The organism is Streptomyces sp. NPDC050145 (assembly GCF_044460245.1).
Taxonomy (GTDB): domain Bacteria; phylum Actinomycetota; class Actinomycetes; order Streptomycetales; family Streptomycetaceae; genus Streptomyces.
Genome location: NZ_JBITJS010000012.1, coordinates 105,778 through 126,350, shown reverse-complemented (window position 1 = coordinate 126,350; position 20,573 = coordinate 105,778). Strand labels below are relative to the sequence as shown.

The 20,573-nt window shown below is 73.0% G+C and carries 19 protein-coding genes and 5 tRNA genes; 8 read left to right on the top strand and 16 right to left on the bottom strand.

All coding sequences use genetic code 11. The features are described 5' to 3' along the window. Positions 1-71: 71 nt before the first annotated feature. Positions 72-893 (bottom strand): aminotransferase class IV, encoded by an 822-nt coding sequence (locus tag ACIBTU_RS24415; protein WP_399128512.1) that lies wholly within the window; start codon positions 891-893, stop codon positions 72-74. 24 nt (positions 894-917) lie between these two features. Further along, positions 918-1,982, bottom strand: a complete 1,065-nt coding sequence (locus tag ACIBTU_RS24410) for a chorismate-binding protein (RefSeq protein ID WP_399128511.1) — start codon at positions 1,980-1,982, stop codon at positions 918-920. A gap of 167 nt (positions 1,983-2,149) precedes the next feature. Here ACIBTU_RS24410 and ACIBTU_RS24405 point away from each other — a divergent pair. The 5 genes from ACIBTU_RS24405 to ACIBTU_RS24385 all read left to right on the top strand — a co-directional run bounded on the left by ACIBTU_RS24405 (position 2,150) and on the right by ACIBTU_RS24385 (position 2,663). Continuing rightward, positions 2,150-2,222, top strand: a tRNA-Gly gene (locus tag ACIBTU_RS24405). Positions 2,223-2,260: 38 nt separating this feature from the next. Continuing rightward, a tRNA-Cys gene (locus tag ACIBTU_RS24400) sits at positions 2,261-2,334 on the top strand. Position 2,335: 1 nt separating this feature from the next. Further along, positions 2,336-2,407, top strand: a tRNA-Val gene (locus ACIBTU_RS24395). A 38-nt stretch (positions 2,408-2,445) separates the two neighbouring features. After that, a tRNA-Val gene (locus tag ACIBTU_RS24390) sits at positions 2,446-2,517 on the top strand. Positions 2,518-2,588: 71 nt separating this feature from the next. Beyond that, positions 2,589-2,663: transfer RNA gene (locus ACIBTU_RS24385), tRNA-Val, on the top strand. 51 nt (positions 2,664-2,714) lie between these two features. Here the strand turns inward: ACIBTU_RS24385 and ACIBTU_RS24380 are convergent. From ACIBTU_RS24380 to ACIBTU_RS24370, 3 genes are all read right to left on the bottom strand, one after another. After that, entirely contained in the window at positions 2,715-2,996 is a 282-nt protein-coding gene (locus ACIBTU_RS24380) for a zf-TFIIB domain-containing protein (RefSeq protein ID WP_399128510.1), read from the bottom strand. A 69-nt stretch (positions 2,997-3,065) separates the two neighbouring features. Then, positions 3,066-4,022, bottom strand: a complete 957-nt coding sequence (locus tag ACIBTU_RS24375) for a phosphotransferase family protein (RefSeq protein ID WP_399128508.1) — start codon at positions 4,020-4,022, stop codon at positions 3,066-3,068. Positions 4,023-4,290: 268 nt separating this feature from the next. Further along, positions 4,291-4,488, bottom strand: coding sequence for a hypothetical protein (locus ACIBTU_RS24370; protein ID WP_399128507.1), 198 nt, complete (start codon positions 4,486-4,488; stop codon positions 4,291-4,293). Between the two features lie 598 nt (positions 4,489-5,086). Here ACIBTU_RS24370 and ACIBTU_RS24365 point away from each other — a divergent pair. Continuing rightward, complete coding sequence (locus ACIBTU_RS24365; protein ID WP_399128667.1) at positions 5,087-6,373, top strand: serine/threonine-protein kinase; 1,287 nt, start codon at positions 5,087-5,089, stop codon at positions 6,371-6,373. Between the two features lie 14 nt (positions 6,374-6,387). Here ACIBTU_RS24365 and ACIBTU_RS24360 read toward each other — a convergent pair whose 3' ends face one another. The 9 genes from ACIBTU_RS24360 to ACIBTU_RS24320 all read right to left on the bottom strand — a co-directional run bounded on the left by ACIBTU_RS24360 (position 6,388) and on the right by ACIBTU_RS24320 (position 18,566). Then, complete coding sequence (locus ACIBTU_RS24360; RefSeq protein WP_399128506.1) at positions 6,388-7,215, bottom strand: TrmH family RNA methyltransferase; 828 nt, start codon at positions 7,213-7,215, stop codon at positions 6,388-6,390. 55 nt (positions 7,216-7,270) lie between these two features. Further along, a complete protein-coding gene (cobA, locus tag ACIBTU_RS24355; RefSeq protein WP_399128505.1) occupies positions 7,271-8,500 on the bottom strand; it encodes a uroporphyrinogen-III C-methyltransferase in 1,230 nt (409 codons plus the stop codon). Positions 8,501-8,702: 202 nt separating this feature from the next. Next, entirely contained in the window at positions 8,703-12,242 is a 3,540-nt protein-coding gene (cobT, locus tag ACIBTU_RS24350) for a nicotinate-nucleotide--dimethylbenzimidazole phosphoribosyltransferase (protein WP_399128504.1), read from the bottom strand. A 364-nt stretch (positions 12,243-12,606) separates the two neighbouring features. After that, the gene (gene cbiE / locus ACIBTU_RS24345) at positions 12,607-13,821 is read right to left on the bottom strand and encodes a precorrin-6y C5,15-methyltransferase (decarboxylating) subunit CbiE (RefSeq protein ID WP_399128503.1); all 1,215 of its coding nucleotides are present in this window, start codon (positions 13,819-13,821) and stop codon (positions 12,607-12,609) included. Between the two features lie 186 nt (positions 13,822-14,007). Beyond that, entirely contained in the window at positions 14,008-14,646 is a 639-nt protein-coding gene (locus ACIBTU_RS24340; RefSeq protein ID WP_399128502.1) for a GNAT family N-acetyltransferase, read from the bottom strand. A gap of 165 nt (positions 14,647-14,811) precedes the next feature. Then, complete coding sequence (locus ACIBTU_RS24335) at positions 14,812-15,642, bottom strand: MetQ/NlpA family ABC transporter substrate-binding protein (RefSeq protein WP_399128501.1); 831 nt, start codon at positions 15,640-15,642, stop codon at positions 14,812-14,814. A gap of 68 nt (positions 15,643-15,710) precedes the next feature. Further along, positions 15,711-16,475 (bottom strand): methionine ABC transporter permease, encoded by a 765-nt coding sequence (locus ACIBTU_RS24330; protein WP_399128500.1) that lies wholly within the window; start codon positions 16,473-16,475, stop codon positions 15,711-15,713. Beyond that, positions 16,472-17,521: a methionine ABC transporter ATP-binding protein gene (locus ACIBTU_RS24325; protein ID WP_399128499.1), complete on the bottom strand. Its 1,050-nt coding sequence runs from the start codon at positions 17,519-17,521 to the stop codon at positions 16,472-16,474. Before ACIBTU_RS24325 ends, ACIBTU_RS24330 begins: the two co-directional genes overlap by 4 nt. A gap of 394 nt (positions 17,522-17,915) precedes the next feature. Further along, the gene (locus ACIBTU_RS24320; RefSeq protein ID WP_399128498.1) at positions 17,916-18,566 is read right to left on the bottom strand and encodes an HAD-IA family hydrolase; all 651 of its coding nucleotides are present in this window, start codon (positions 18,564-18,566) and stop codon (positions 17,916-17,918) included. 73 nt (positions 18,567-18,639) lie between these two features. On the opposite strand from ACIBTU_RS24320, the gene ACIBTU_RS24315 reads away from it, so the two are divergent. Beyond that, positions 18,640-18,999: a hypothetical protein gene (locus tag ACIBTU_RS24315; protein WP_188339963.1), complete on the top strand. Its 360-nt coding sequence runs from the start codon at positions 18,640-18,642 to the stop codon at positions 18,997-18,999. A gap of 7 nt (positions 19,000-19,006) precedes the next feature. Then, positions 19,007-19,486 carry a hypothetical protein gene (locus ACIBTU_RS24310; RefSeq protein ID WP_399128497.1) on the top strand — a complete coding sequence of 160 codons (480 nt, stop codon included), beginning with the start codon at positions 19,007-19,009 and terminating at the stop codon, positions 19,484-19,486. A 7-nt stretch (positions 19,487-19,493) separates the two neighbouring features. Here ACIBTU_RS24310 and ACIBTU_RS24305 read toward each other — a convergent pair whose 3' ends face one another. Together ACIBTU_RS24305 and ACIBTU_RS24300 are read right to left on the bottom strand one after the other, a co-directional pair. Beyond that, the gene (locus ACIBTU_RS24305) at positions 19,494-19,991 is read right to left on the bottom strand and encodes a GNAT family N-acetyltransferase (protein WP_399128496.1); all 498 of its coding nucleotides are present in this window, start codon (positions 19,989-19,991) and stop codon (positions 19,494-19,496) included. Between the two features lie 39 nt (positions 19,992-20,030). Then, positions 20,031-20,546, bottom strand: coding sequence for a sigma-70 family RNA polymerase sigma factor (locus tag ACIBTU_RS24300; RefSeq protein ID WP_399128495.1), 516 nt, complete (start codon positions 20,544-20,546; stop codon positions 20,031-20,033). Positions 20,547-20,573 lie beyond the last annotated feature (27 nt).

The window sequence follows — 20,573 nt, the reverse complement described above, 5'->3', positions numbered from 1 at the left end:
ACGGGTGTTCTACCCGCATGCGTAGGGGGAGCGACAGCGGTTTTCCGATGACGGCGCCGGCGCCGGTCCGGTCACGGGTCCAGATCGTCGGCGGCGCGCTCGTCCCAGATGCGCATGGCCTTGGCGGTGACCGGCCCCGGGGCCTCGCCGAGGGCGCGGTCGTCGACGCGGTGGACGGCCTGGATGTCGCGCAGGGACGAGGTCAGGAAGATCTCGTCGGCCTCGTTCAGGACGGCCAGCGGGAGGTCGGTCTCCTTGGCGCCGGTCCATTCGACGGCGAGGGCGCGGGTGATGCCGGCGAGGCAGCCGGAGGCGACGGGCGGGGTGTGGATCTCGCCGTCGAGGACGACGAACACGTTCGACCCCGTGCCCTCGCAGAGCTGTCCGACCGTGTTGGCGAACAGGGCTTCGGAGGCGCCGTGTTCGTGGGCGCGGGCCAGGGCGACGACGTTCTCCGCGTAGGAGGTGGTCTTGAGGCCGGCGAGCGCGCCGCGCTCGTTGCGCGTCCAGGGGACGGTGACCACGGAGGTGGTGTCGGGGCGCCGCTTGGTCTCGCCGAGGGCGACGACGAGGGTGGTGCCGCTCGTCCCGCGGTCCGAGCCGAGGGGCGAGAGGCCGCCGGTGTACGTGATGCGCAGTCGGCCGAGCGGCATCGGGTTGGCCTCGAGGACGGCGGCGCAGGCGCGGCGGACCTCGTCGAGGTCGGGCTCGGGCAGGCCGAGGCCGCGGGCCGAGCGGGCGAGCCGGTCGAGGTGCCGGGTCAGGGCGAACGGCCGGCCGTCGGTCGTCTTGGCGGTCTCGAAGATGCCGTCGCCCACGGTCAGCCCGTGGTCGAAGACGGAGACGCGTGCCGCGTCGGTGTCCCGCAGCCCGCCGTCGAGCCAGATCTTCACGTGGTGCCTCCCAGATGAACCGGACTAGCGGGCGTCCGCGCGTCCGTCGTGCCCGTCGTGCCCGTGTGACGCTACCGCGAGCAGCCGGGACGCCTTCAGCTCGGTCTCCCGCCACTCGCCCTCGGGGTCGGAGCCCCAGGTGATCCCGGCGCCGGTGCCGAAGCGCAGCCGGTCGCCCTCCGTGTCCCGGTCGATCCAGAACGTACGGATCCCGACGGCCAGTTCTCCGGTGCGCCGGTCGGCGTCGACCCAGCCGATGCCGCCGCAGTAGGGGCCGCGCGGGGCGGTCTCCAGGGCGTCAATGATCCGCAGGGCGCTGGACTTGGGGGCGCCGGTGACGGAGCCGGGCGGGAAGGTGGCGTCGAACAGCTCGGGCCAGCCGGCGTCCTCGCGCAGTTCGCCGCGGACGGTGGAGACGAGGTGGACCAGGCCGGGGTGCTTCTCCACGACGCAGAGGTCGGGGACGGTCACGCTGCCGGTGGCGCAGACGCGGCCCAGGTCGTTGCGGACCAGGTCGACGATCATCACGTTCTCGGCGTAGTCCTTCTCCAGGAGGTCGGCCTCGGTGCGGCCGGTCCCCTTGATGGGGCCGGACTCGACGACGCGTCCGTCGCGGCGCAGGAACAGCTCGGGGGACGCGGTGGCGATCTCCACGCCGTGTCCGGGCAGCCGGATCGTGCCCGCGTAGGGGGCGGGGTTGCCGCGCGCGAGGAGTGCGGTGAGGGCGTCCACGTCGGCGTCGGCGGATATGGGTGCGCTCAGGACGCGGCAGAGGTTGGCCTGGTAGACCTCGCCGGTCGCGATGCGGTCGCGCACGCGGCGCACGCCTTCCGTGTACGCGGCGTGGTCGAGGGAGGACGTCCAGTCCTCGGGGGCGGGGCCGTGCCAGGCGCCGGGGCGCGGTGCGGGCACCGGTTCCCTGCGGACCTGTCCGAAGCGGGCGCAGACGAGGCGCCCCTCGAAGTCGGCGGAGACCGCCCAGAACCCGGTGGAGTCCAGGGCGGCGGGGTCGCTGGTGACGTCGCGCAGGTCGGTGGCGACGAGCTCGCCGAAGCGGGCGAGCGGGGCAGATGAGGGGGAGCCGTGCACGCTTTCGAGTCTAGGTCGGGTGGCGGGACGGTGACCTGGGACGGAGCGTTCGAGGTCGCTCCGGTGACGGCAGCGCAGCACGCTGGGCAAACGCGTTTTGGACCTCCCCCGGGAATCCGCTAGAGTTCAACACGTCGCCGGGACGCGCAAGCGAAACGGAAAGACACGCGAACGTAGCTCAGTTGGTAGAGCGCAACCTTGCCAAGGTTGAGGTCGCCGGTTCGAACCCGGTCGTTCGCTCGGATGTGGGGGATCTTCCCGAACCCCCATAAGCTCCTGGTGGAGTGGCCGAGAGGCGAGGCAACGGCCTGCAAAGCCGTCTACACGGGTTCAAATCCCGTCTCCACCTCCATGCGCGATTAGCTCAGCGGGAGAGCGCTTCCCTGACACGGAAGAGGTCACTGGTTCAATCCCAGTATCGCGCACTGGATCTTCGGACTCCGGTTCGTATCTGATCCGTCCCGCGCGATTAGCTCAGCGGGAGAGCGCTTCCCTGACACGGAAGAGGTCACTGGTTCAATCCCAGTATCGCGCACGCAGCACCTGTACTGCCTGCATCACCTGGCATTACGCCTCGCGGAGCCTGATAGAGTCTGGCCCGTTCCCGCGCGATTAGCTCAGCGGGAGAGCGCTTCCCTGACACGGAAGAGGTCACTGGTTCAATCCCAGTATCGCGCACCAGCAAGAAGCCCCCGGTCCTCGGACCGGGGGTTTCTTCGTGCTGTGCGCCGCTCAGGAGGAGAAGAGCATCCGGCCGAAGCTGCGGTGACCGTGGTGGCCGCCGTGGTGACCGCCGTGGTGCGGGGCGCCCCAGGCGGGGGCCGGCGCGGCCGGGTAGGCCTGCGGGGCGGGCGGGGCCGGCGGGGCCTGCTGCTGCCACTGCGACTCGAGGCGGGTCAGCGACTCCAGCTCGCCGTAGTCCAGGAATATCCCGCGGCAACCGCTGCACTGCTCGATCTGGACGCCGTTGCGGTTGTAGGTGTGCATCGGTGCGTGACACTTCGGACACTGCATGCTCGGCTCAACTCCTCGCCGTTCGGTGTTGCTTCGCCGGAACACTTCCCGGCTTCGGTCCCCCGCACCCTACTTGGCGCCGTCCGCGCCCAACGGGGGCGGGACCGAGACCATTCGGGCACAGGCGTCGATCACCGCCTCCTCCACCTCGTCGAGGTCACGGCCCGCCGCGACGGCCTTCGTCACGGCCAGGGCCGCCGTCTGGACGGTCAGGGCACGGGCGGGGACGTCGAGCGCGGGCCAGGGATCGTCGACGGTCAGCTCCTTGGCGCCGCCCGCGCGTTGGTAGGCGGACAGGAATCGGGTCCAGTCCTCGGCGGGCAGCAGGCCGCAGGCGAACCAGGCGGCGGGCCGGGCCAGGTCCCAGGCCGGGTCGCCGGTGCCGAGGTCGTCGATGTCGATGAGGAGCCACTCCCCCGTGTCGGCCGGGTGGCGCACCAGCTGGCCGAGGTGGAGATCGCCGTGGCACAGGGTGCGGCCGTGCTGGCCGGGGGCCTCGGCGCGGGCCCACGGCGGCAGGGTGCGCCAGGCGGCGAGGACGGGGGCGGCCGCGCGGTGGTCCGGGGCGCCGGCCAGGAGGCGGGCCACGGCGCGGGCCGCCTTCTCGGGACCGCGCATCGGGGGCAGACCGGCCGGGAGCTCGTGCGCGGGGGTGGTGTGCAGCCGGGCCAGCAGGGCCGCGGCCGCCTCCCAGGGGGCGTGCTCGGGGTGCTCCGGGTCCACGGGGGTGCCGTGCGGCCAGAACGTGACGAGGCGGCCGTCCAGGGGCGCCGCGGCCGGGAGCAGCGGCGCGAGGAGTACGCCGTGCAGGGCGGGCGCGGCGGCGACGGCGAGCCGGAGCTCCAGCTCGGCGGGGTCGGTGCCGGGGGCGTGCGCCTTGGCGACGGTGTCGCCGTGCCGGACGACGGTGCCGTCGGCCCGGTCGGCCAGGGTCCGCGCACCGCAGACGCAGGCGATGCCCGCGGGATGGGCCGCGCCGCGCGCCGCCGCACGGAGCGCGGGAAGGATGGAGCTGGGCGTGGTCACTCGGGCCCCCGGGTGTGCTGCGTGGTCTCGCGCCGAGCCTACGGCGCCGGGCGGTGTCCTGTACGGCGTAGGACCGGCATGGCCCCGGGGCAGCGGTCCGGGAAGGGCGTCGGGATGGGCGCCGGGAAGGCGCCGGGAAAAGACAATGCCGCGTGCAGCTCCCCAGCTGCACGCGGCATCATGTGCCGTCCGCCGCACCCCCGTCCCCACGGGGTTTCCTGGCCGGATGTCCCCGCCCGGACCGCTCATCCGGGCCTGGGAGCGCCGCTCAGCGCCCCAGCATCACGCCCACGGACGACGCCTGTGTGACCATCGCGTCCCAGCCGCCGAAGACGACGACGAGCAGGGCCGCGAGAGGGAGGACCATGGCCGTGGCCACCAGCGGGTGACGGCGGCCCGTGGCGGGGCCTGCGGCCCGGCCGAACCGTGTGCGGAACGCTGTCGTCCGCGGTGCCGTGTGCGCCATGGTCCTCTCCCGGTCGAATTCTTGAGTTCTCGCTCGGTGGTGCTCGCAGCGGCGGGTGCCTGACCTCGGGGGACGAGTGCTGCACCCGCCGCTTGACCTCAAATCTACGGACGGCGCGGGTCCTGGGCGTCATGCCCTCGTACCGATTGCCGGGCCTCCCGGAGGATGAGCGCACGGGCGCCGTGTACTCCCCTGGGTGGAGAAGGGGACCTAGGTCTCGGGGTCTTCCCCGAGGGGACTTTCGGTCCGGCGGGTGACTTCCCTCACTTCCGTGCCGGTCCGGCGGGGCTCGGTCCGCCTTCCTTGATCCATCTCGGCCGTCCGGCCCGCCACCGCCTCGTACCGGCGCGTACGGTCACGGGTGCCGGGCGGCGGCCGCGTACGGTCGCCTTCCGCGGGCCCAATCCCCCTGTGCCGGCGGCCGGTTGGCGTACGGAGTCCGATCGGGGTCCGTCGACGGGCCGCTCCCTGACCGGCTCTCAAGTCCGTGGCCAGGCACTGACAATCGAATCCGGCGTGAGGGCGCGGCCTGAGCACACAGCAGGGCGGGGAAACGTAAGCTGTGGCTCGTCAGAGGGCGGACCGGGCAGCAGCGGGGATGAACATGGCGATGATGCGCCTGAGGCGCGAGGACCCGCGCGTCGTCGGCTCGTTCAGGCTTCACAGACGGCTCGGGGCCGGCGGGATGGGCGTCGTCTATCTCGGTTCCGACCGGCGGGGGCAGCGCGTCGCGCTCAAGGTGATCCGCCCCGATCTGGCCGAGGACCAGGAGTTCCGCTCGCGGTTCGCGCGCGAGGTGTCCGCCGCGCGGCGGATCCGCGGCGGCTGCACGGCGCGGCTGGTGGCCGCCGATCTCGAGGCCGACCGGCCGTGGTTCGCGACGCAGTACGTGCCCGGGCCCTCGCTGCACGACAAGGTCGCCGAGGAGGGTCCGATGGCGGCCGCGGACGTCGCCGCCGTCGGGGCCGCGCTGTCCGAGGGGCTCGTCGCGGTCCACGAGGCGGGGGTCGTGCACCGCGACCTCAAGCCGTCCAACATCCTGCTGTCCCCGAAGGGGCCGCGGATCATCGACTTCGGCATCGCGTGGGCGACCGGCGCCTCGACGCTGACCCACGTGGGCACCGCGGTGGGCTCCCCCGGCTTCCTCGCGCCCGAGCAGGTGCGCGGCGCGGCGGTGACGCCCGCGACCGACGTGTTCGCGCTGGGGGCGACGCTCGCGTACACAGCGATGGGTGACTCGCCCTTCGGGCACGGCAGTTCCGAGGTGATGCTGTACCGCGTCGTGCACGAGGAGGCGCAGCTGCACGGGGTGCCGGACGCGCTGGCGCCGCTGCTGCGCGCGTGTCTGGCCAAGGACCCGGAGGAGCGGCCGAGCACGCTGCAGCTGTCGCTGCGGCTGAAGGAGATCGCGGCCCGTGAGGCGCAGGGGCTGGGCGAGGCCCGGCCGCCGGCGCCGCGCACGGACCCGGACCGTCCGACGGGCCGGCTCACCGAGACGTACACGGAGCGCGTGGACCGGGGCGAGCGGACGACCCAGCGGCGTACGCAGCCGGGCATGCAGGGGCCGCGGACCGGGGGCGGCGGCCGGGGTCCCGCGCCGCGTTCGACGAACCCGCGCTCGGGCAGCCGTCCCGCGCCGCGCAGTGGTGCGGGCCGTCCGGCGCCGCGGACGAACGGGACGGGCACCGGCAAGAAGCTGCGTCCGGCCAATCCCCGGCTGCTGCGTCAGCGGCTGTTCGTGTTCGTGGTCGTGACGCTGCTCGTGGCGCTGGCGATCGCGGCGGCGCAGGGCTGCCAGGGTCCCTCGCGCGGGCTCGGCGACGACCACCGGCCGGCCACCGGCCCGACGAGCACCGCACCGGGCTCGCCGCAGCCGGAGAGCTGAGCCGGGGCCCCGGCTCAGAGCTCGGGGCGCCCCGTGGCGACGGCGTAGAAGGCGACGGCCGCGGCCGCGCCCACGTTGAGCGAGTCGACTCCGTGGGCCATCGGGATGCGGACCCATTCGTCGGCGGCCATCAGCGCCTTGGTGGACAGGCCGTCGCCCTCCGCGCCGAGCATCAGCGCCACGCGGTCCATGCGGTGCGGGGCGACCTCGTCGAGCGACTTGGCCTGGTCGGCCGGGGTGAGCGCGAGGAGGTTGAAACCGGCCGCGCGGACCGTCTCCAGGGACTTCGGCCAGGCCTCCAGGCGGGCGTACGGGACCGAGAAGACGGCGCCCATGGAGACCTTCACCGAGCGGCGGTACAGCGGGTCGGCGCAGTCCGGCGAGAGCAGGACGGCGTCCATGCCGAGGGCCGCGGCGGAGCGGAAGATCGCGCCGATGTTGGTGTGGTCGTTGACGGACTCCATGACGACGACCCGGCGGGCGGTGGTGAGGAGTTCGTCGGAGGTGGGCAGCGGCTTGCGCTGCATCGAGGCGAGGGCGCCGCGGTGCACGTGGTAGCCCGTGACCTGTTCGGCCAGGTCGGGGGCGACCGCGTAGACCGGGGCGGGGACCTCGTCGATGACGTCGCGCATGACGTCGACCCACTTCGCGGACAGGAGCATCGAGCGCATCTCGTACCCGGCGAGCCGGGCGCGCCGGATGACCTTCTCGCCCTCGGCGATGAACAGGCCCTCCGCCGGCTCGCGCTTGCGGCGCAGCTCGACGTCGGTCAGGCCGGTGTAGTCGCGCAGGCGCGGGTCGTCGGGGTCCTCGATGGTGATGAGACCTCTGGGTTCTGCCACGGGTCGATACTGCCTTGTCCTGGGTGTGGTGCCAACGGCTCGGTACGAACTGACGTTACCGCGGGTTACGTACGGGGTTCTCGTGGACGACGGGGCCGATCACGATGACGGCCGGGGGCTTGACGCCCTCGGCGAGGACCGTCGCGCCGACGGTGGCGAGGGTCGCGTCCACGCGGCGCTGGGCCGCGGTGGTGCCTTCCTGGACCAGGGCGACGGGCGTCTCGGGGTCCTTGCCGTGGGCGACGAGCGCCTCGGCGATCTTGCCGATCTTGTCGACGCCCATGAGGATCACGAGGGTGCCGGTCAGCCGGGCCATCGCGGACCAGTCGACCAGGGAACGCTCGTCGTCCGGCGCGACATGGCCGCTGACCACGGTGAACTCGTGCGCGACCCCGCGGTGGGTGACCGGGATGCCGGCGGCGCCGGGCACCGAGATCGAGCTGGAGATGCCGGGCACGACGGTGACCGGGATGCCCTCGGCGGCCAGCGCCTGGGCCTCCTCCATGCCGCGCCCGAAGACGAACGGGTCGCCGCCCTTGAGCCGGACCACGGCCTTGCCCTGCTTGGCGTGGTCGATCAGCGCCTGGTTGATCGCCTCCTGGCCCATCTGACGGCCGTACGGGATCTTCGCGGCGTCGATCACCTCGACGTGCGGCGGGAGTTCGTCGAGCAGGTCGCGGGGGCCGAGCCGGTCGGCGATGACGACGTCGGCCTCGGCGAGCAGCCGGCGGCCGCGGACGGTGATCAGGTCGGGGTCGCCGGGGCCGCCGCCGACCAGGGCGACGCCCGGCTTGTGCTCGCGCTGGACCGAGACGGTGCCGTCGCGCAGGGCCTCGACGAGGGCGTCGCGGATGCCGGCGGTGCGGCGCGGGTCGCGGTCAGCGGCCTCGGCGGACAGGACCGCGACGGTGACGCCCTCGGTGCGGCCGGTGGCCGGGGTCCAGGCGGTGGCCGCCTCGGCGTCGTCGGAGCGGACGCACCACGTCCGGCCGGCCTCGGCCTCGGCGGAGGCCTCGTCGTTCGCCGCACGGTCGGCGGTGGCGATCAGCACGTACCAGGCGTCCGCCAGGTCGCCGTGCTCGTAGCGGCGGCGGGTCCAGGCGATCTCGCCCGCGTCCGCCATCGCCTCGACGGACGGGGTGGCCGACGGGGAGATCAGGGTGATGTCCGCGCCCGCCGCGATCAGGGCGGGCAGCCGGCGCTGGGCGACCTGGCCGCCGCCGATGACGATGGTCCTGCGGCCGGTCAGGCGGAGGCCTACGGGGTATGCGGGGTGCTGAGGCATGGCGGGCGGGCTCCTGGTGCGGCTGGGCTCTTGTTCTGGGGCTGCGTCGTCGGAGCCCTGTGACGTGCGCGTTCGGGGTTCGAGGCCAGCTTATGCCGGGGCCCTCCAGGGACGCGTCCGGCGCTGAAGGCTGTGCCCACCCGTTCTGCCGTGTGGAATGCCTGCCCACAGGCTCGTGGGCAGGCATTCCTTCGGGCGGTCTCTACTTCTCGGTGACGCCGGCCGAGTCGAAGGTGGCGACCTCGTGCATCGCGCGGGCGGCGCTCTGGACGATCGGGAGGGCGAGCAGCGCGCCCGTGCCCTCGCCGAGGCGGAGGTCGAGGTCGATCAGGGGGCGCAGGCCCAGCTTGTTGAGCGCGGCGACGTGGCCGGGCTCGGCGCTGCGGTGGCCGGCGATGCAGGCGGCGAGCACCTCGGGCGCGACGGCCCGGGCGACCAGCGCGGCCGCGCCGGCGCTCACGCCGTCGAGGATCACCGGCGTGCGCAGCGAGGCGCCGCCCAGGAGCAGGCCCACGAGGGCCGCGTGCTCCAGGCCGCCGACCGCCGCGAGGACGCCGATGGGGTCCGCCGGGTCGGGCTGGTGCAGCTCGAGGGCGCGGCGCACGACCTCGACCTTGCGGGCGTGCGTCTCGTCGTTGATGCCCGTGCCGCGGCCGGTGACCTCGGCGGGGTCGACCTCGGTGTAGACGGAGATCAGGGCGGCGGACGCGGTGGTGTTCGCGATGCCCATCTCGCCGGTCAGCAGCGCCTTGTTGCCCGCCGCGACCAGGTCGCGGGCGGTCTCGATGCCGACCTCGATGGCCGCCTTGACCTCTTCGCGGGTCAGGGCCGGGCCGGTCGTCATGTCGGACGTTCCGGCGCGGACCTTGCGCGGCAACAGGCCGGGGGTGGCCGGGAGTTCGGAGGCGACGCCCACGTCGATGACGCAGACCTCGGCTCCGACCTGGTTCGCGAACGCGTTGCAGACCGCGCCGCCGCCCAGGAAGTTCGCGACCATCTGGCCGGTGACCTCCTGCGGCCAGGGGGTGACGCCCTGGGCGTGCACCCCGTGGTCACCGGCGAAGATCGCGACGGCCGCGGGCTCCGGGATCGGCGGCGGGCACATCCGGGACAGGCCCGACAGCTGCGCGGAGATGATCTCCAGCATGCCGAGGGCGCCGGCCGGCTTGGTCATGCGCTTCTGCCGCTCCCAGGCCTCGCCGAGCGCCTTGGCGTCCAGCGGGCGGATGTTGGAGACGGTCTCGGCGAGCAGGTCGTGCGGGTCCTCGCCGGGCAGGGCCCGACGCCCGTACGTCTCCTCGTGGACGACCCAGGACAGCGGGCGCCGCTTGGACCAGCCGGCCTGCATCAGCTCGGGCTCGGCGGGGAACTCGTCGACGTAGCCGACGCACAGGTACGCGACCACTTCGAGGTGCTCGGGCAGTCCGAGGGTGCGGACCATCTCGCGCTCGTCGAAGAAGGAGACCCAGCCGACGCCGAGGCCCTCGGCGCGGGCGGCGAGCCACAGGTTCTCCACCGCGAGCGCGGAGGAGTACGGGGCCATCTGCGGCTGGGTGTGCCGGCCGAGGGTGTGGCGGCCGCCCCGGGTCGGGTCGGCGGTCACCACGATGTTGACCGGGGTGTCGAGGATGGCCTCGATCTTCAGTTCCTTGAACTGCTTCGCGCGGCCCTTGGGCAGGGACTTGGCGTACGCGTCCCGCTGGCGCTCGGCCAGTTCGTGCATCGTGCGCCGGGTGTCGGCGGAGCGGATGACGACGAAGTCCCAGGGCTGCGAGTGGCCCACGGACGGCGCCGTGTGGGCGGCCTCCAGGACGCGCAGCAGCACCTCGTGCGGGATGGGGTCGCTGCGGAAGCCGTTGCGGATGTCGCGGCGCTCGCGCATGACGCGCAGCACGGCCTCGCGCTCGGCGTCGTCGTAGGCGGGGGCCGCGGGGCCGGCGAGCGTGGGCTCGGGCTCGGCGTCGCCCTCCGCGGTGGGCAGGTCGTCGGCGGACTGGGCGGGCTCGGACTCGTCGGCGGCGCCGTCGCGCGGGGCGGGGACGGCGGCGACGGGCTCCTCGGCGGGCTGCTCCGCCACCGGGGCGGCCTCGGCGGCGTCCTGCGCCTCCGCGGCGGGCTGCTCGGCGGCGGGCTCGGTCACGACGGCCTCCGCGGCGATCGGCTGCCCGGTCTCGGGGCCGGGCTGCTCCTGGGCCTCGGGCTCGGCCGGGGCCTCCTGGACCTGGGGGGCCGGCTCGGCGGCCTGCTCCTGGATCTGCGGGCCCTGGCCCTGCAGTTCCTGCGCCTGCACGTCCTGCGGCTCCGGGTTCTGGCCGGGCTGCGCCTGCTGGACCTGGGCGTGCTGCTCCTGAGCCGGCTGCTCCGGCTCGACGGGCTGGGGCTGGGCCTGGGCCTGGGGCTGCTGAGCCTGCTCCACCTGCTCCGCCTGCTCGGTCTGCGGGTCCTCGGCGACGGGCTCGGCGACCGGCTGCTGCGCGGGCACCTCCGCCACGGCCTCGACGACCTGCTGCTCGGCGACGAGCTGCTCGCCCGCGGGCTGCTCCACGACCGGCTGGCCGGGAACAGGCTGCTCGGCGACGGGCTGCTCGGCGATCGGCTGTTCGGCCAGGACCTGCTCGGCGACCTGCTGCTCGGGCACCGGCTGCTCGGCCACGGGCTGTTCGGCGACCGGCTGTCCCGCTGCGCCCTGCTCGGCCGGCGCCTGCTCGGCGACCTGCTGCTCGGGCACCGGCTGCTCGGCCACGGGCTGTTCGGCGACCGGCTGTCCCGCTGCGCCCTGCTCGGCCGGCGCCTGCTCGGCGACCTGCTGCGCGGCGACCGGCTGTTCAGCCACCGGCTGTTCGGCCTCGGGCTCCGGCAGCGGCGGTACGACCATGGCCTGCGGCGGCGTCGGCGCCAGGTGCGGTGTGGTGGGCAGCGAGCCCTCCACGGGCACGAACTGGCCCAGCGGCTGCTCGACGGCGAACGGCTGCGCACCCTGCGCGGCCTGCGTGTCGGGCGCCCCGGCGTACGCGACCACCGGCTCGGGCTGCCCGGCGTACGCGCCGACCGGCTGCTGCCCGGGCACGGGCTGGAAGTCCTGGGCGGCGCCCGGCCCCTGGGGGTGCGGGAACTGCCCGGAGTGGTCGGCGTACTGCGCCGGGACGGCCTCCGGGACGACCGTTTCTGCGGCGGCGACGGGCATCCCGCCCGCCAGGTCGTACCCGGCCTGCTGCGGCTGTGCGCCGGCGGGCTGCCACGGGGCGGCGCCCTGCGGCGGGACGTCGAGGTACTCGGGGCCCGTGGTGGGCGGCCCGGACTGGTGCATCGGCATCGCCTGCGGCGGCGTCTGCTGCGCGGGGCCGCGGTCCGCGAGGGAGCGCACGGGGCCGGTGCCGGTCTCGGGCACGGGCGGGCCCATGTGCAGCGGGCGGCGTGGGCCACCCTGGCTCGGGGCCTGGGCCTGGGGCATCTGCATCGCGCCGAGGTCGTGGTGGCCGCTGTCGCGGCCGGCCGTCTCGTGCGGGCCCGGCTCGTGCACGACGGCGGGGCCCGGCTGCTGCTGGTGCGGGGGCGTCGCGACGTGGGGCTGACCCCAGGCGCCCTGGGAGCCTGGCATCAGGAGCAGCTCGTCGTCCTCGGCGACGACGGCGTCGGCAGGATCGAGGTAGGTGTACGCGCCCGGGGCGGGAACGCCCGGCTGGTCCACCCCTCCCGCGTTCTCCGGCAGTCCTTCGCCCGGAACCTGACCGGTTTCGGTCATGCCTACCCCTCGCCCATCGTGAGAACTTACTGGCCGCCCCCGGCCGACCGCCGGAGATGCAACCCCCTTGACCGGAGCGGTGCGTCGTCCGCCCGTCCAGTAGAACGAGCGCACACGCCGCGCGGCACGAACCGACCCGGACAACAGGCATTGTCCCGGTCGGAACGCGGCCACGGTACGTAGTTCGACCATGGCTTTCTGTGGACTGCGCCACGTTGCGCGTCCTCCGGTCGGCGTCGTACCACAAGCGCCCCGGACATGGTGCGTTTACGGGACCTTTCCGGAACATTGACCGACGGATCGTCAGGTGTCCTGGTGCGGTACAACGATCGGTCAGCCTACCGCGCGCGCCCGGCCGTCAGGGTCACGGGTGGCGATCCGGAAGGCGCCCGGACAGCAGGAACCCCACGGTCCGCTCCTTCTCCGTCCAGTGGCGAGTGTCCAGTTCGACGGATTGCAGGAGGGCGCACTCGACGTCGTAGCCGTGCTCCTTCAGGTCCCTGCCGACGAGTTCGGCCGCGTCGCGTGTCGCCGCGTGGGTGACGATGCGGGCGGGGCGCCGGTCGGCGACCGCGGAGACGACCGCCGCTCCCCCGCCGCCGACCCGTACGACGTCGGGTTCGGGCAGGTCCTCCAGGACGTGCGGGGCGGTGCCGTGCACGATCTGGGCCTGGACGCCGAGGCGGCGGGTGGTGGCCAGGGTGCGGGCGCAGGCGTCGGGGTCGCTGTCGACGGCGATGACCGCCGCGCCGAAGCGGGCGGACTCGGCGGTGAACGCGCCGCTGCCGCAGCCGATGTCCCAGACGAGGTCGCCGGTGCGCGGGCCCAGGCGGGCGAGTTGGGCGGCGCGCAGTTGTTCGGTCTCGCCCTCGCCGAAGGGGCCGGTGTACTCGGCGGCGGGCAGGGCCCAGCCTCGGGGGGCGGTGCCGGGTTCGCCGCCGGCGAGCCAGGCGCCGTTCTCGGGGGTGCCGGTGGCGGGGCCGCCGATGACGATGACGACGTTGGGGTCGCGCCAGGTGTGGTCGGCGGCCTTGTCGGAGGTGAGGACGGTGACCTGTTCGCGGTCCGTGCCGAGTTCCTCGCAGATGACGAAGGTGCGGTGGACGCCTTCGAGGAGGAGGCCGAGTTCGGCGGGGCCGGCGCCGGGCGAGGTGAGGACGGCGACCTTGGTGTGGGCGCGGCACACGTTGATCGCGCGGCGCAGGGTGCGGCGGTGTGCGACGACCACCTTGGCGTCGTCCCAGGGCATGCCGGCGCGGGCGAAGGCCTGGGCGACGGCGGAGACGGCGGGGACGACCTCGACCTCGAGTCCGTACTCGGGGGCGCGCAGGGTGCGGACGACGCCGAAGAAGCCAGGGTCACCGTCGGCGAGGACGACGGCGGTGCCGCGGTGGGCGGTGATGCGGCGGGCGGCGAGGGAGACGCTGCCGAGCCGGATCCGCTCCGCGGTGGGCGGGACCTCGGGCAGTGCCAGGTGGTGGGCGGCGCCGGCCACGAGGGTGGCGGCGCCGAGTGCGGAGCGGGCCGCCGCGGTCAGGGGCGAGCCGTCCCAGCCGATCACCGTGACCCGGTCGGCCATCGTCGTCTGTCTCCTGGGTGTGCGCGGGGGGCTGGGCAGGGTGAGCGTACCCGGTGGGGTTCGGGGGTCTCGTCGCGGGCTGCGGGCCGGTGGGGGCTGGTCGCGCCCCGCGGCGGAGCCGCTGATGTCACAGCCCCGCGCCCCTGAGGTGCCCGCCCTTCGGGCGCACCTCAGGAGCCGCCTCGGTCAGTTCCAGTCGGAGAAGGCGGTGAAGCCGCCGGCCTCCGCGAGCTGCTCCGTGACGCCTTCGAGGTCCTCGGGGAGGAGGCTCCACACGATGAAGTCGGTGCGGACCTCGGCCAGGGTGCCGTCCTCCGTGCGCGTACGCGCTATGCACGCGTTGCGCAGAACGCCTTCGCTGATGCAGCCGATCTTCTGGGCGACCTGCTGGGACGCCGTGTTGTCGGCGGCGGTGCGCAGTTCGATGCGCTCCATGCGCTGGTCGCGGAAGAGCCACTGGGCGGTGGCGAGCGCGGCCTCGGAGGCGTAGCCCTCGCCGCGGGCCCAGGGGGCGACGATGTACGACAACTCGGTGGCGCGGACGTGCCAGTTGGTCTTGGTGAGCTGGACGACCCCGACGAGGCGCTGGGTGAGGAACTCGGTGACGGCGAGGTCGAGGCCGCGTCCCGAGCGGCGCTCGCGGGGCGCGTACTCGGTGATCCATCGGCGGGCGCCCTCCTCGGTGAAGGGCTGCGGGACCGAGGTCCAGGCGGCGACGAGTTCGTCGTTCATCATCTCGGTGAGGGCGGGGACGTCGTCCTCGTCGAGGCGGCGCAGCACCAAGCGCTCCGTGCTGATGGAGATCTCGGGGAAGGTGTTCGTCATGCGGCGCTCCGTAACCTTCGTGGCCGCCTCTTCGTCCCTCGTGCCGGCCGGGGTGAGTGCCCAGCATGCAGCATGAAGGCACGTCACTGCACATGGGGGCCGCACCCGTTGCCGGGTACGGCCCCCAGGGAACGCCTCGAAGGCGGCCGCGGAAGTGACGCGGGATCAGAACGAGGGCAGGACGGAGCCCTTGTACTTGTCCTCGATGAACTTCTTGACCTCGGGCGAGGTGAGGAGCTTGGCGAGCTTCTTCACGCGGGGGTCGTTCTCGTTGCCCGCCTTGACGGCGAGGACGTTGTTGTACGCGTTGCCCTTCGTCGACTCGAGGGCGAGGGCGTCCTTGGCCGGATTGAGGTCGGCACCGATGGCGTAGTTGCCGTTGATCACCGCGCCGTCGACGTCCTGCAGGGAGCGCGGGGTCTGCGCCGCCTCGACCTCCTTGAACTGGAGGTCCTTGGGGTTCTTGGCGATGTCCTGCGGGGTGGCCGTGGCCTCCGCGCCCTTCTTCAGACCGATGATGCCGGTCGAGGCGAGGAAGCGCAGGGCACGGCTCTCGTTGTCGGCGTCGTTCGGAAGGGCGATGGTGCCGCCCTTCTTGAGGTCGTCGAGCTTCTTGAACTTCTCGGAGTAGAGACCGAGGGGCTCGAGGTGGACGACCGCGACGGACTTGAGGTGCGTGCCGTTCTTCTTGTTGAAGTCTTCCAGGTACGGGACGGTCTGGAAGTAGTTGGCGTCGACCGAGCCGTCCTCGGTGGCGTTGTTCGGCTGGACGTAGTCCGTGAACTCCTTGACCTCGAGGTTGAGGCCTTCCTTCTTCGCCAGGTTGTCCTTGATGTAGTTCAGGACCTCGGCGTGCGGGACGGGAGTGGCCGCGACGACCAGGGGGTCGGAGGCCTTCGCCTTGGTGTCGCCCTTGTCCGAGCCGCAGGCGCTGAGGCCGAGGGTGAGGGCTCCGGTGACGAGGACAGCAGCGGTGATCTTGGTGGTGTTACGCACGAAAAGTGCCTTTCTCCATGGGTGGTGCAACCCGCCGGGGGACGGGGAGTCTGGGTGCGGCGGGTGGTTCAGTGAGTGGTCTTGCCGGTGGTGCCCGCGGTGGCTTCGGCGGCGACGGGGCCGCCGGGGAGGAAGCCGCCGAACAGGCGGAAGCGGAGCGGTTCGCCGCCCTTGCCGGCGCGGCGGTGCAGGACCCGGGCCCCGCTGTCGCCCGCGAACTGGATGAGCGAGATGACGACGGCGAGGACCGCGACGGTGATCCACATGAGGTTGCCCTCGAAGCGCTGGTAGCCGTAGCGGATCGCGATGTCGCCGAGGCCGCCGGCGCCGACGGTGCCCGCCATGGCCGAGTAGCCGATGAGGGCGACGATCGTCGTGGTGGTCGCGGAGATCAGCGAGGGCAGCGACTCGGGTACGAGGACCTTGCGCACGACGGTCCAGGTGTTGCCGCCCATGGACTGGACGGCCTCGACCAGGCCGCCGTCGACCTCGCGCACGGCGGTCTCGACGAGCCGGGCGAAGAACGGGATGGCGCCGATGGCGAGCGGCACGATGGCGGCCTCGCGGCCGATGGTGGTGCCGACGACCGCACGCGTGAAGCTCATGAGCGCGACCATCAGGATGATGAAGGGCATCGAGCGGACGATGTTCACGACCTGCCCGATGATCTTGTTCACCAGCGCGTTCTGGAGCAGTCCGCCGCGGTCCGTGAGGACGAGCAGCACGCCGAGCGGCAGGCCGCCGACGATCGCGATGAGCGTGGACCAGCCGACCATGTAGAGGGTGTCCCAACACGCCTGGGACAGCAGCGGCTGCATCTCCGACCAGGTCACTTGGTGACACCTTCCTTCTGCAGTACGGGGGCGGTCTCGCCCTGCGGGCCCTGGAGCTCGACCTGGAGGCCCTGCTCGCGCAGGAAGCCGACGGGCACGACGTTGTCCTCGTAGCGGCCGGGCAGTTCGATGCGCATGCGGCCGACCTGCTTGCCGGCGACGGTGTCCATCGCGGCGCCCAGGATCGAGATGTCGATGTTGTAGGTGCGCGAGAGCTGCGAGATGACGGGCTGGGTCGCGGACTCGCCGTGGAAGGTGACGTCGATGACCGTGCGGTCGGCGCCGGTGGCGTCGCCGCTGACCGGGAAGAGCGCGGAGGCGAGCTCCGAGCCGGGCGTCGCGAGGAGCTCGCTGACGGTGCCGGACTCGATGATCTGTCCGTGCTCCATGAGGGCGGCGGAGTCGCAGACGGTCTTGACGACGTCCATCTCGTGCGTGATGAGCAGGACGGTCAGGCCGAGCTGCTGGTTGAGGTCGCGCAGGAGCTGGAGGATGGAGCGGGTGGTCTCGGGGTCGAGGGCGCTGGTGGCCTCGTCGGAGAGCAGCACCTTCGGGTCGCCGGCCAGGGCGCGGGCGATGCCGACACGCTGCTTCTGACCGCCGGAGAGCTGGGCGGGGTAGGACTTGGCCTTGTCGGAGAGGCCGACGAGGTCGAGCAGTTCCAGCGCCTTGGCGGAACGTTCCTTCCCCGACTTGCCGAGGATCTCCAGCGGCAGCTCGATGTTGTCCTGGACGGTGCGCGAGGACAGCAGGTTGAAGTGCTGGAAGACCATGCCGATGCGGCTGCGCGCCTCACGGAGCTGCCGGCCGGCGCGGGGGCCGCGGCCGGCGAGCGCGGTGAGGTCCTGGCCGGCGACCGTCACGGTGCCGGAGGTGGGGCGCTCCAGGAGGTTGACGCAGCGGATGAGGGAGGACTTGCCGGCGCCGGACTGGCCGATGACGCCGTACACCTCGCCTTCGCGGACGTGCAGGTCGACGCCGTCGAGGGCGGTGACCTCGCGGCCGCGCGAGCGGTAGACCTTGGTGAGGCCCTGGGTCGTGATCACGTGGGGTTCCGTCACTGTCGAGTGCGCGGCACGGGTGTCGCCGGGCACGGGGCATTCATTCGGGAAGTTGCGGAAGTCCGGGCGCGCGGCTCTCGCTCTCGACGGAAAGCGGTACTGGGACCAGTACGCGGAGACTGTGCGCGGGCAGACCTGCATCTCGCTTCGGGGCGCGAGAACGGGGTTCCCTCCCTGCCCTAGGGGCGCGGGAGAGGTGCGGGGGCCCTCAGAAGGCGCACATTCGACACATACAGCGAGCACCGGGCGTCCTGGTCGCCTCGGTCGCAAGGATGCGGCTGCTCGTCGTGGTCATGCGGGCAAGTAAAGCAGACGTGAGGGTCTTTCCGGCCAGCGCTGTCCGTATAGCGGACAGCCGTGGACGGGCGTGCGGAACTCCTCACTCCCCCGCGGTGATCTCCACTCCGGCCGCCGTGGCCAGCGCTGACACGGCCGAGAGGTCCTCCACGACGAGGTCGGCGGACAGGTCCCCCGCCGGGTGCGTTGTGGTCAACGCCACGGTCCGCATGCCGGCGGCGCGGGCCGCCGCGAGTCCGGCCGGGGCGTCCTCGAGGACGACGCAGCGGGCGGGGTCCGCGCCGAGCCGCTCGGCAGCGAGCAGGAACGGCTCGGGGTCGGGCTTGCCGCGGGTGACGTCCTCGGCGGCGATCAGCAGGGGCGCCGTGATGCCGACGGCGGCGAGCCGGGCCTCGGCGAGCTCCCGTGCGGCGGAGGTGACGACGGCCCAGCGTCCGGCGGGCAGCGCGGCCAGCAGCTCGAGCGCGCCCGGCACGGCGCGGGTGTCGCCGGCGGCCACGTCCTCGACCTCCAGGCGGCCGATCCGGGCGACGGCCTCGGAGACCCGCTCGGCGGGCAGCAGGTCGGCGACGATCTCGGCGGTGGTGCGGCCGTGCAGCGAGAGACCCGCGAAGTCGTCCGCGGTGATCCCGTACTCCTGCGCCCAGCGGATCCAGCAGCGGTACGCCGACTCCACGGACAGGATCAGCGTTCCGTCGTTGTCGAACAGCAGGGCGTCGGCGGTGATCTTCATGGCCCCCGAGCGTACGGGCGGCGGTCCGGGGGCGAGGGCGGCGGGTCTTCTGTCCCGTAATAGGGTCTGGGCCATGCTTGATGTCCTGACCCTGGTGACGGGTCTCGCCGCGCTCGCGCTCGCCGCGTGGTGCGGTTTCGCCGCCTATCGCGACCAGCCGACCAAGGACTGGCACTTCATCGGGATGGCCGTGGTGTCGGCGCTGGCGCTGCTCCAGCTGGTGGTCGGGATCGTGCAGCTGGCGCGGGGCGAGAAGCCGGACCAGGGCACGACGATCTTCGTCGCGTATCTGATCGGGGCGTTCGCGTGCGTGCCGGCGGCCGGGTTCATGTCGCTGGCCGAGCGGACCCGCTGGGGGTCGGTGACGGTCGCCGCGGGCGGTGTCGTGCTCGCGGTCCTCGAAGTACGGCTCTACGACATCTGGGGAGGATGAGGTGGCGATGACCTCTTCGGAGCACGCGGAGCCAGAGCACGCGGAGACGGAGGAGAAGCCGGAGCGGGGCGGGCGGCGCCGGCTCATCGGCGGTCCCGGGCTGCTGCTCGTGTGGCTGTACGGCGTGATGGTCGTCGGCGCGGTGTCGCGGTCGGCCTTCCAGATCTCGACCGAGTTCGACAAGGCGCCGCTGGCGTACTCGCTGTCGGCGGTCGCGGGCCTGGTGTACGGCTTCATCACGTACTCGCTGGTGCGCGGCGGCGACCGCGCCCGGCGTTCGGCCTTCGTGTGCTGCGCCCTGGAGCTGGCGGGCGTGCTGATCGTGGGGACGTGGACGCTGGTGGACGCCTCCGCGTTCCCGGACCAGACGGTGTGGTCGGACTACGGGATGGAGTACCTGTTCATCCCGGTGCTGCTGCCGGTCACCGGCATGTACTGGCTGCGCAAGGGCGTGCTGCGGCAGCGGCCGGAGGCCACCGCCGCCTGAGCCGCGGTCAGGCGCTCGTGGCGAGCGCCGAGGCGTCGATCTCCTTGGCGAGGGTGACGAGGGTGAGCCGCTCGTCCACCTGACGGGTGGAGACCTGCGCGTAGCCGTGCTTCCGGTAGAGGCGCAGGTTGTGCTCGCTGCGGTGGCCGCTGAACAGCTGGAACCGCTTGGCCGGGCCGGCGAGGGCGGACTCTATGGCGGTGAGGAGCCGTCCGCCGAGGCCGTGGCGCTGCATGCGCGGGTGGACGATCAGCTTGCCGATCCGCGCGGTGCCGTCCGCGTCGACCGTCCCCCGGACGGAGGCCACCACCTCGTCACCCAGGCGGGCCACCAGGACGGTGCCGCCCGTCAGTTCGGCCCTGACGGAGTCGAGGGACTGGGTGAGGGGTTCGATCGAGTAGTCCCCGTAGAGCTGCGCCTCGCTCTGGTAGCAGAGGTACTGCAGTTTGAGGATCTGCTCGGCGTCCGCATCGGTCGCCGCAGAGATGGTCACGCTCATGCCCATGTGTGCATGCCTCCCGCTCACCTGTCCGCCGGTCGTCCCTCACCCTTTTCCCCGACGACGCCTCGGCGCAACCTCGGCGGGCAGGATTCTGCGCAGGCATCCCAGACATCTGGAACGTTCCGGTCCAAGACTGCCCTGTGAGATACCCAACTCACCTGCGATTTCACGGTAAGTGAGGTCTTTGGGGGACAGGAGTGCGCCGATGAGGCCCGGGCAGCGGCCGGGCAGCCGGCGTACGGCCGAATGCAGGGCACGGGCGCGCTCCGTGCGCAGGGTGTGGTGCTCGGGGTCGCTGTGGTCGGGGTGCTCGGCGACGGGCTCACCGGCGTAGGGCTGCTCGTGCCGGGCGGTGCGGCGGTGCCGGCGGGCTTCGGCGCGGACGGTGGCGGTGAGCCAGGCGGCCGGGTCGGCGGGTGGTCCCTGGGTGTCGAGGTGTTCCAGGAGGCGGAGCCAGACGGCCTGCTCGAGGTCGGCCCGCCCCTCGCCGGGCAGCTCGGCGCGGGCCTCGGCCGCGAGCAGCGGGCGCAGGGTCTCGAAGACGGTGTCGTGGATCATGCCCGGCGGGACGCGGCCGCCCGGTGC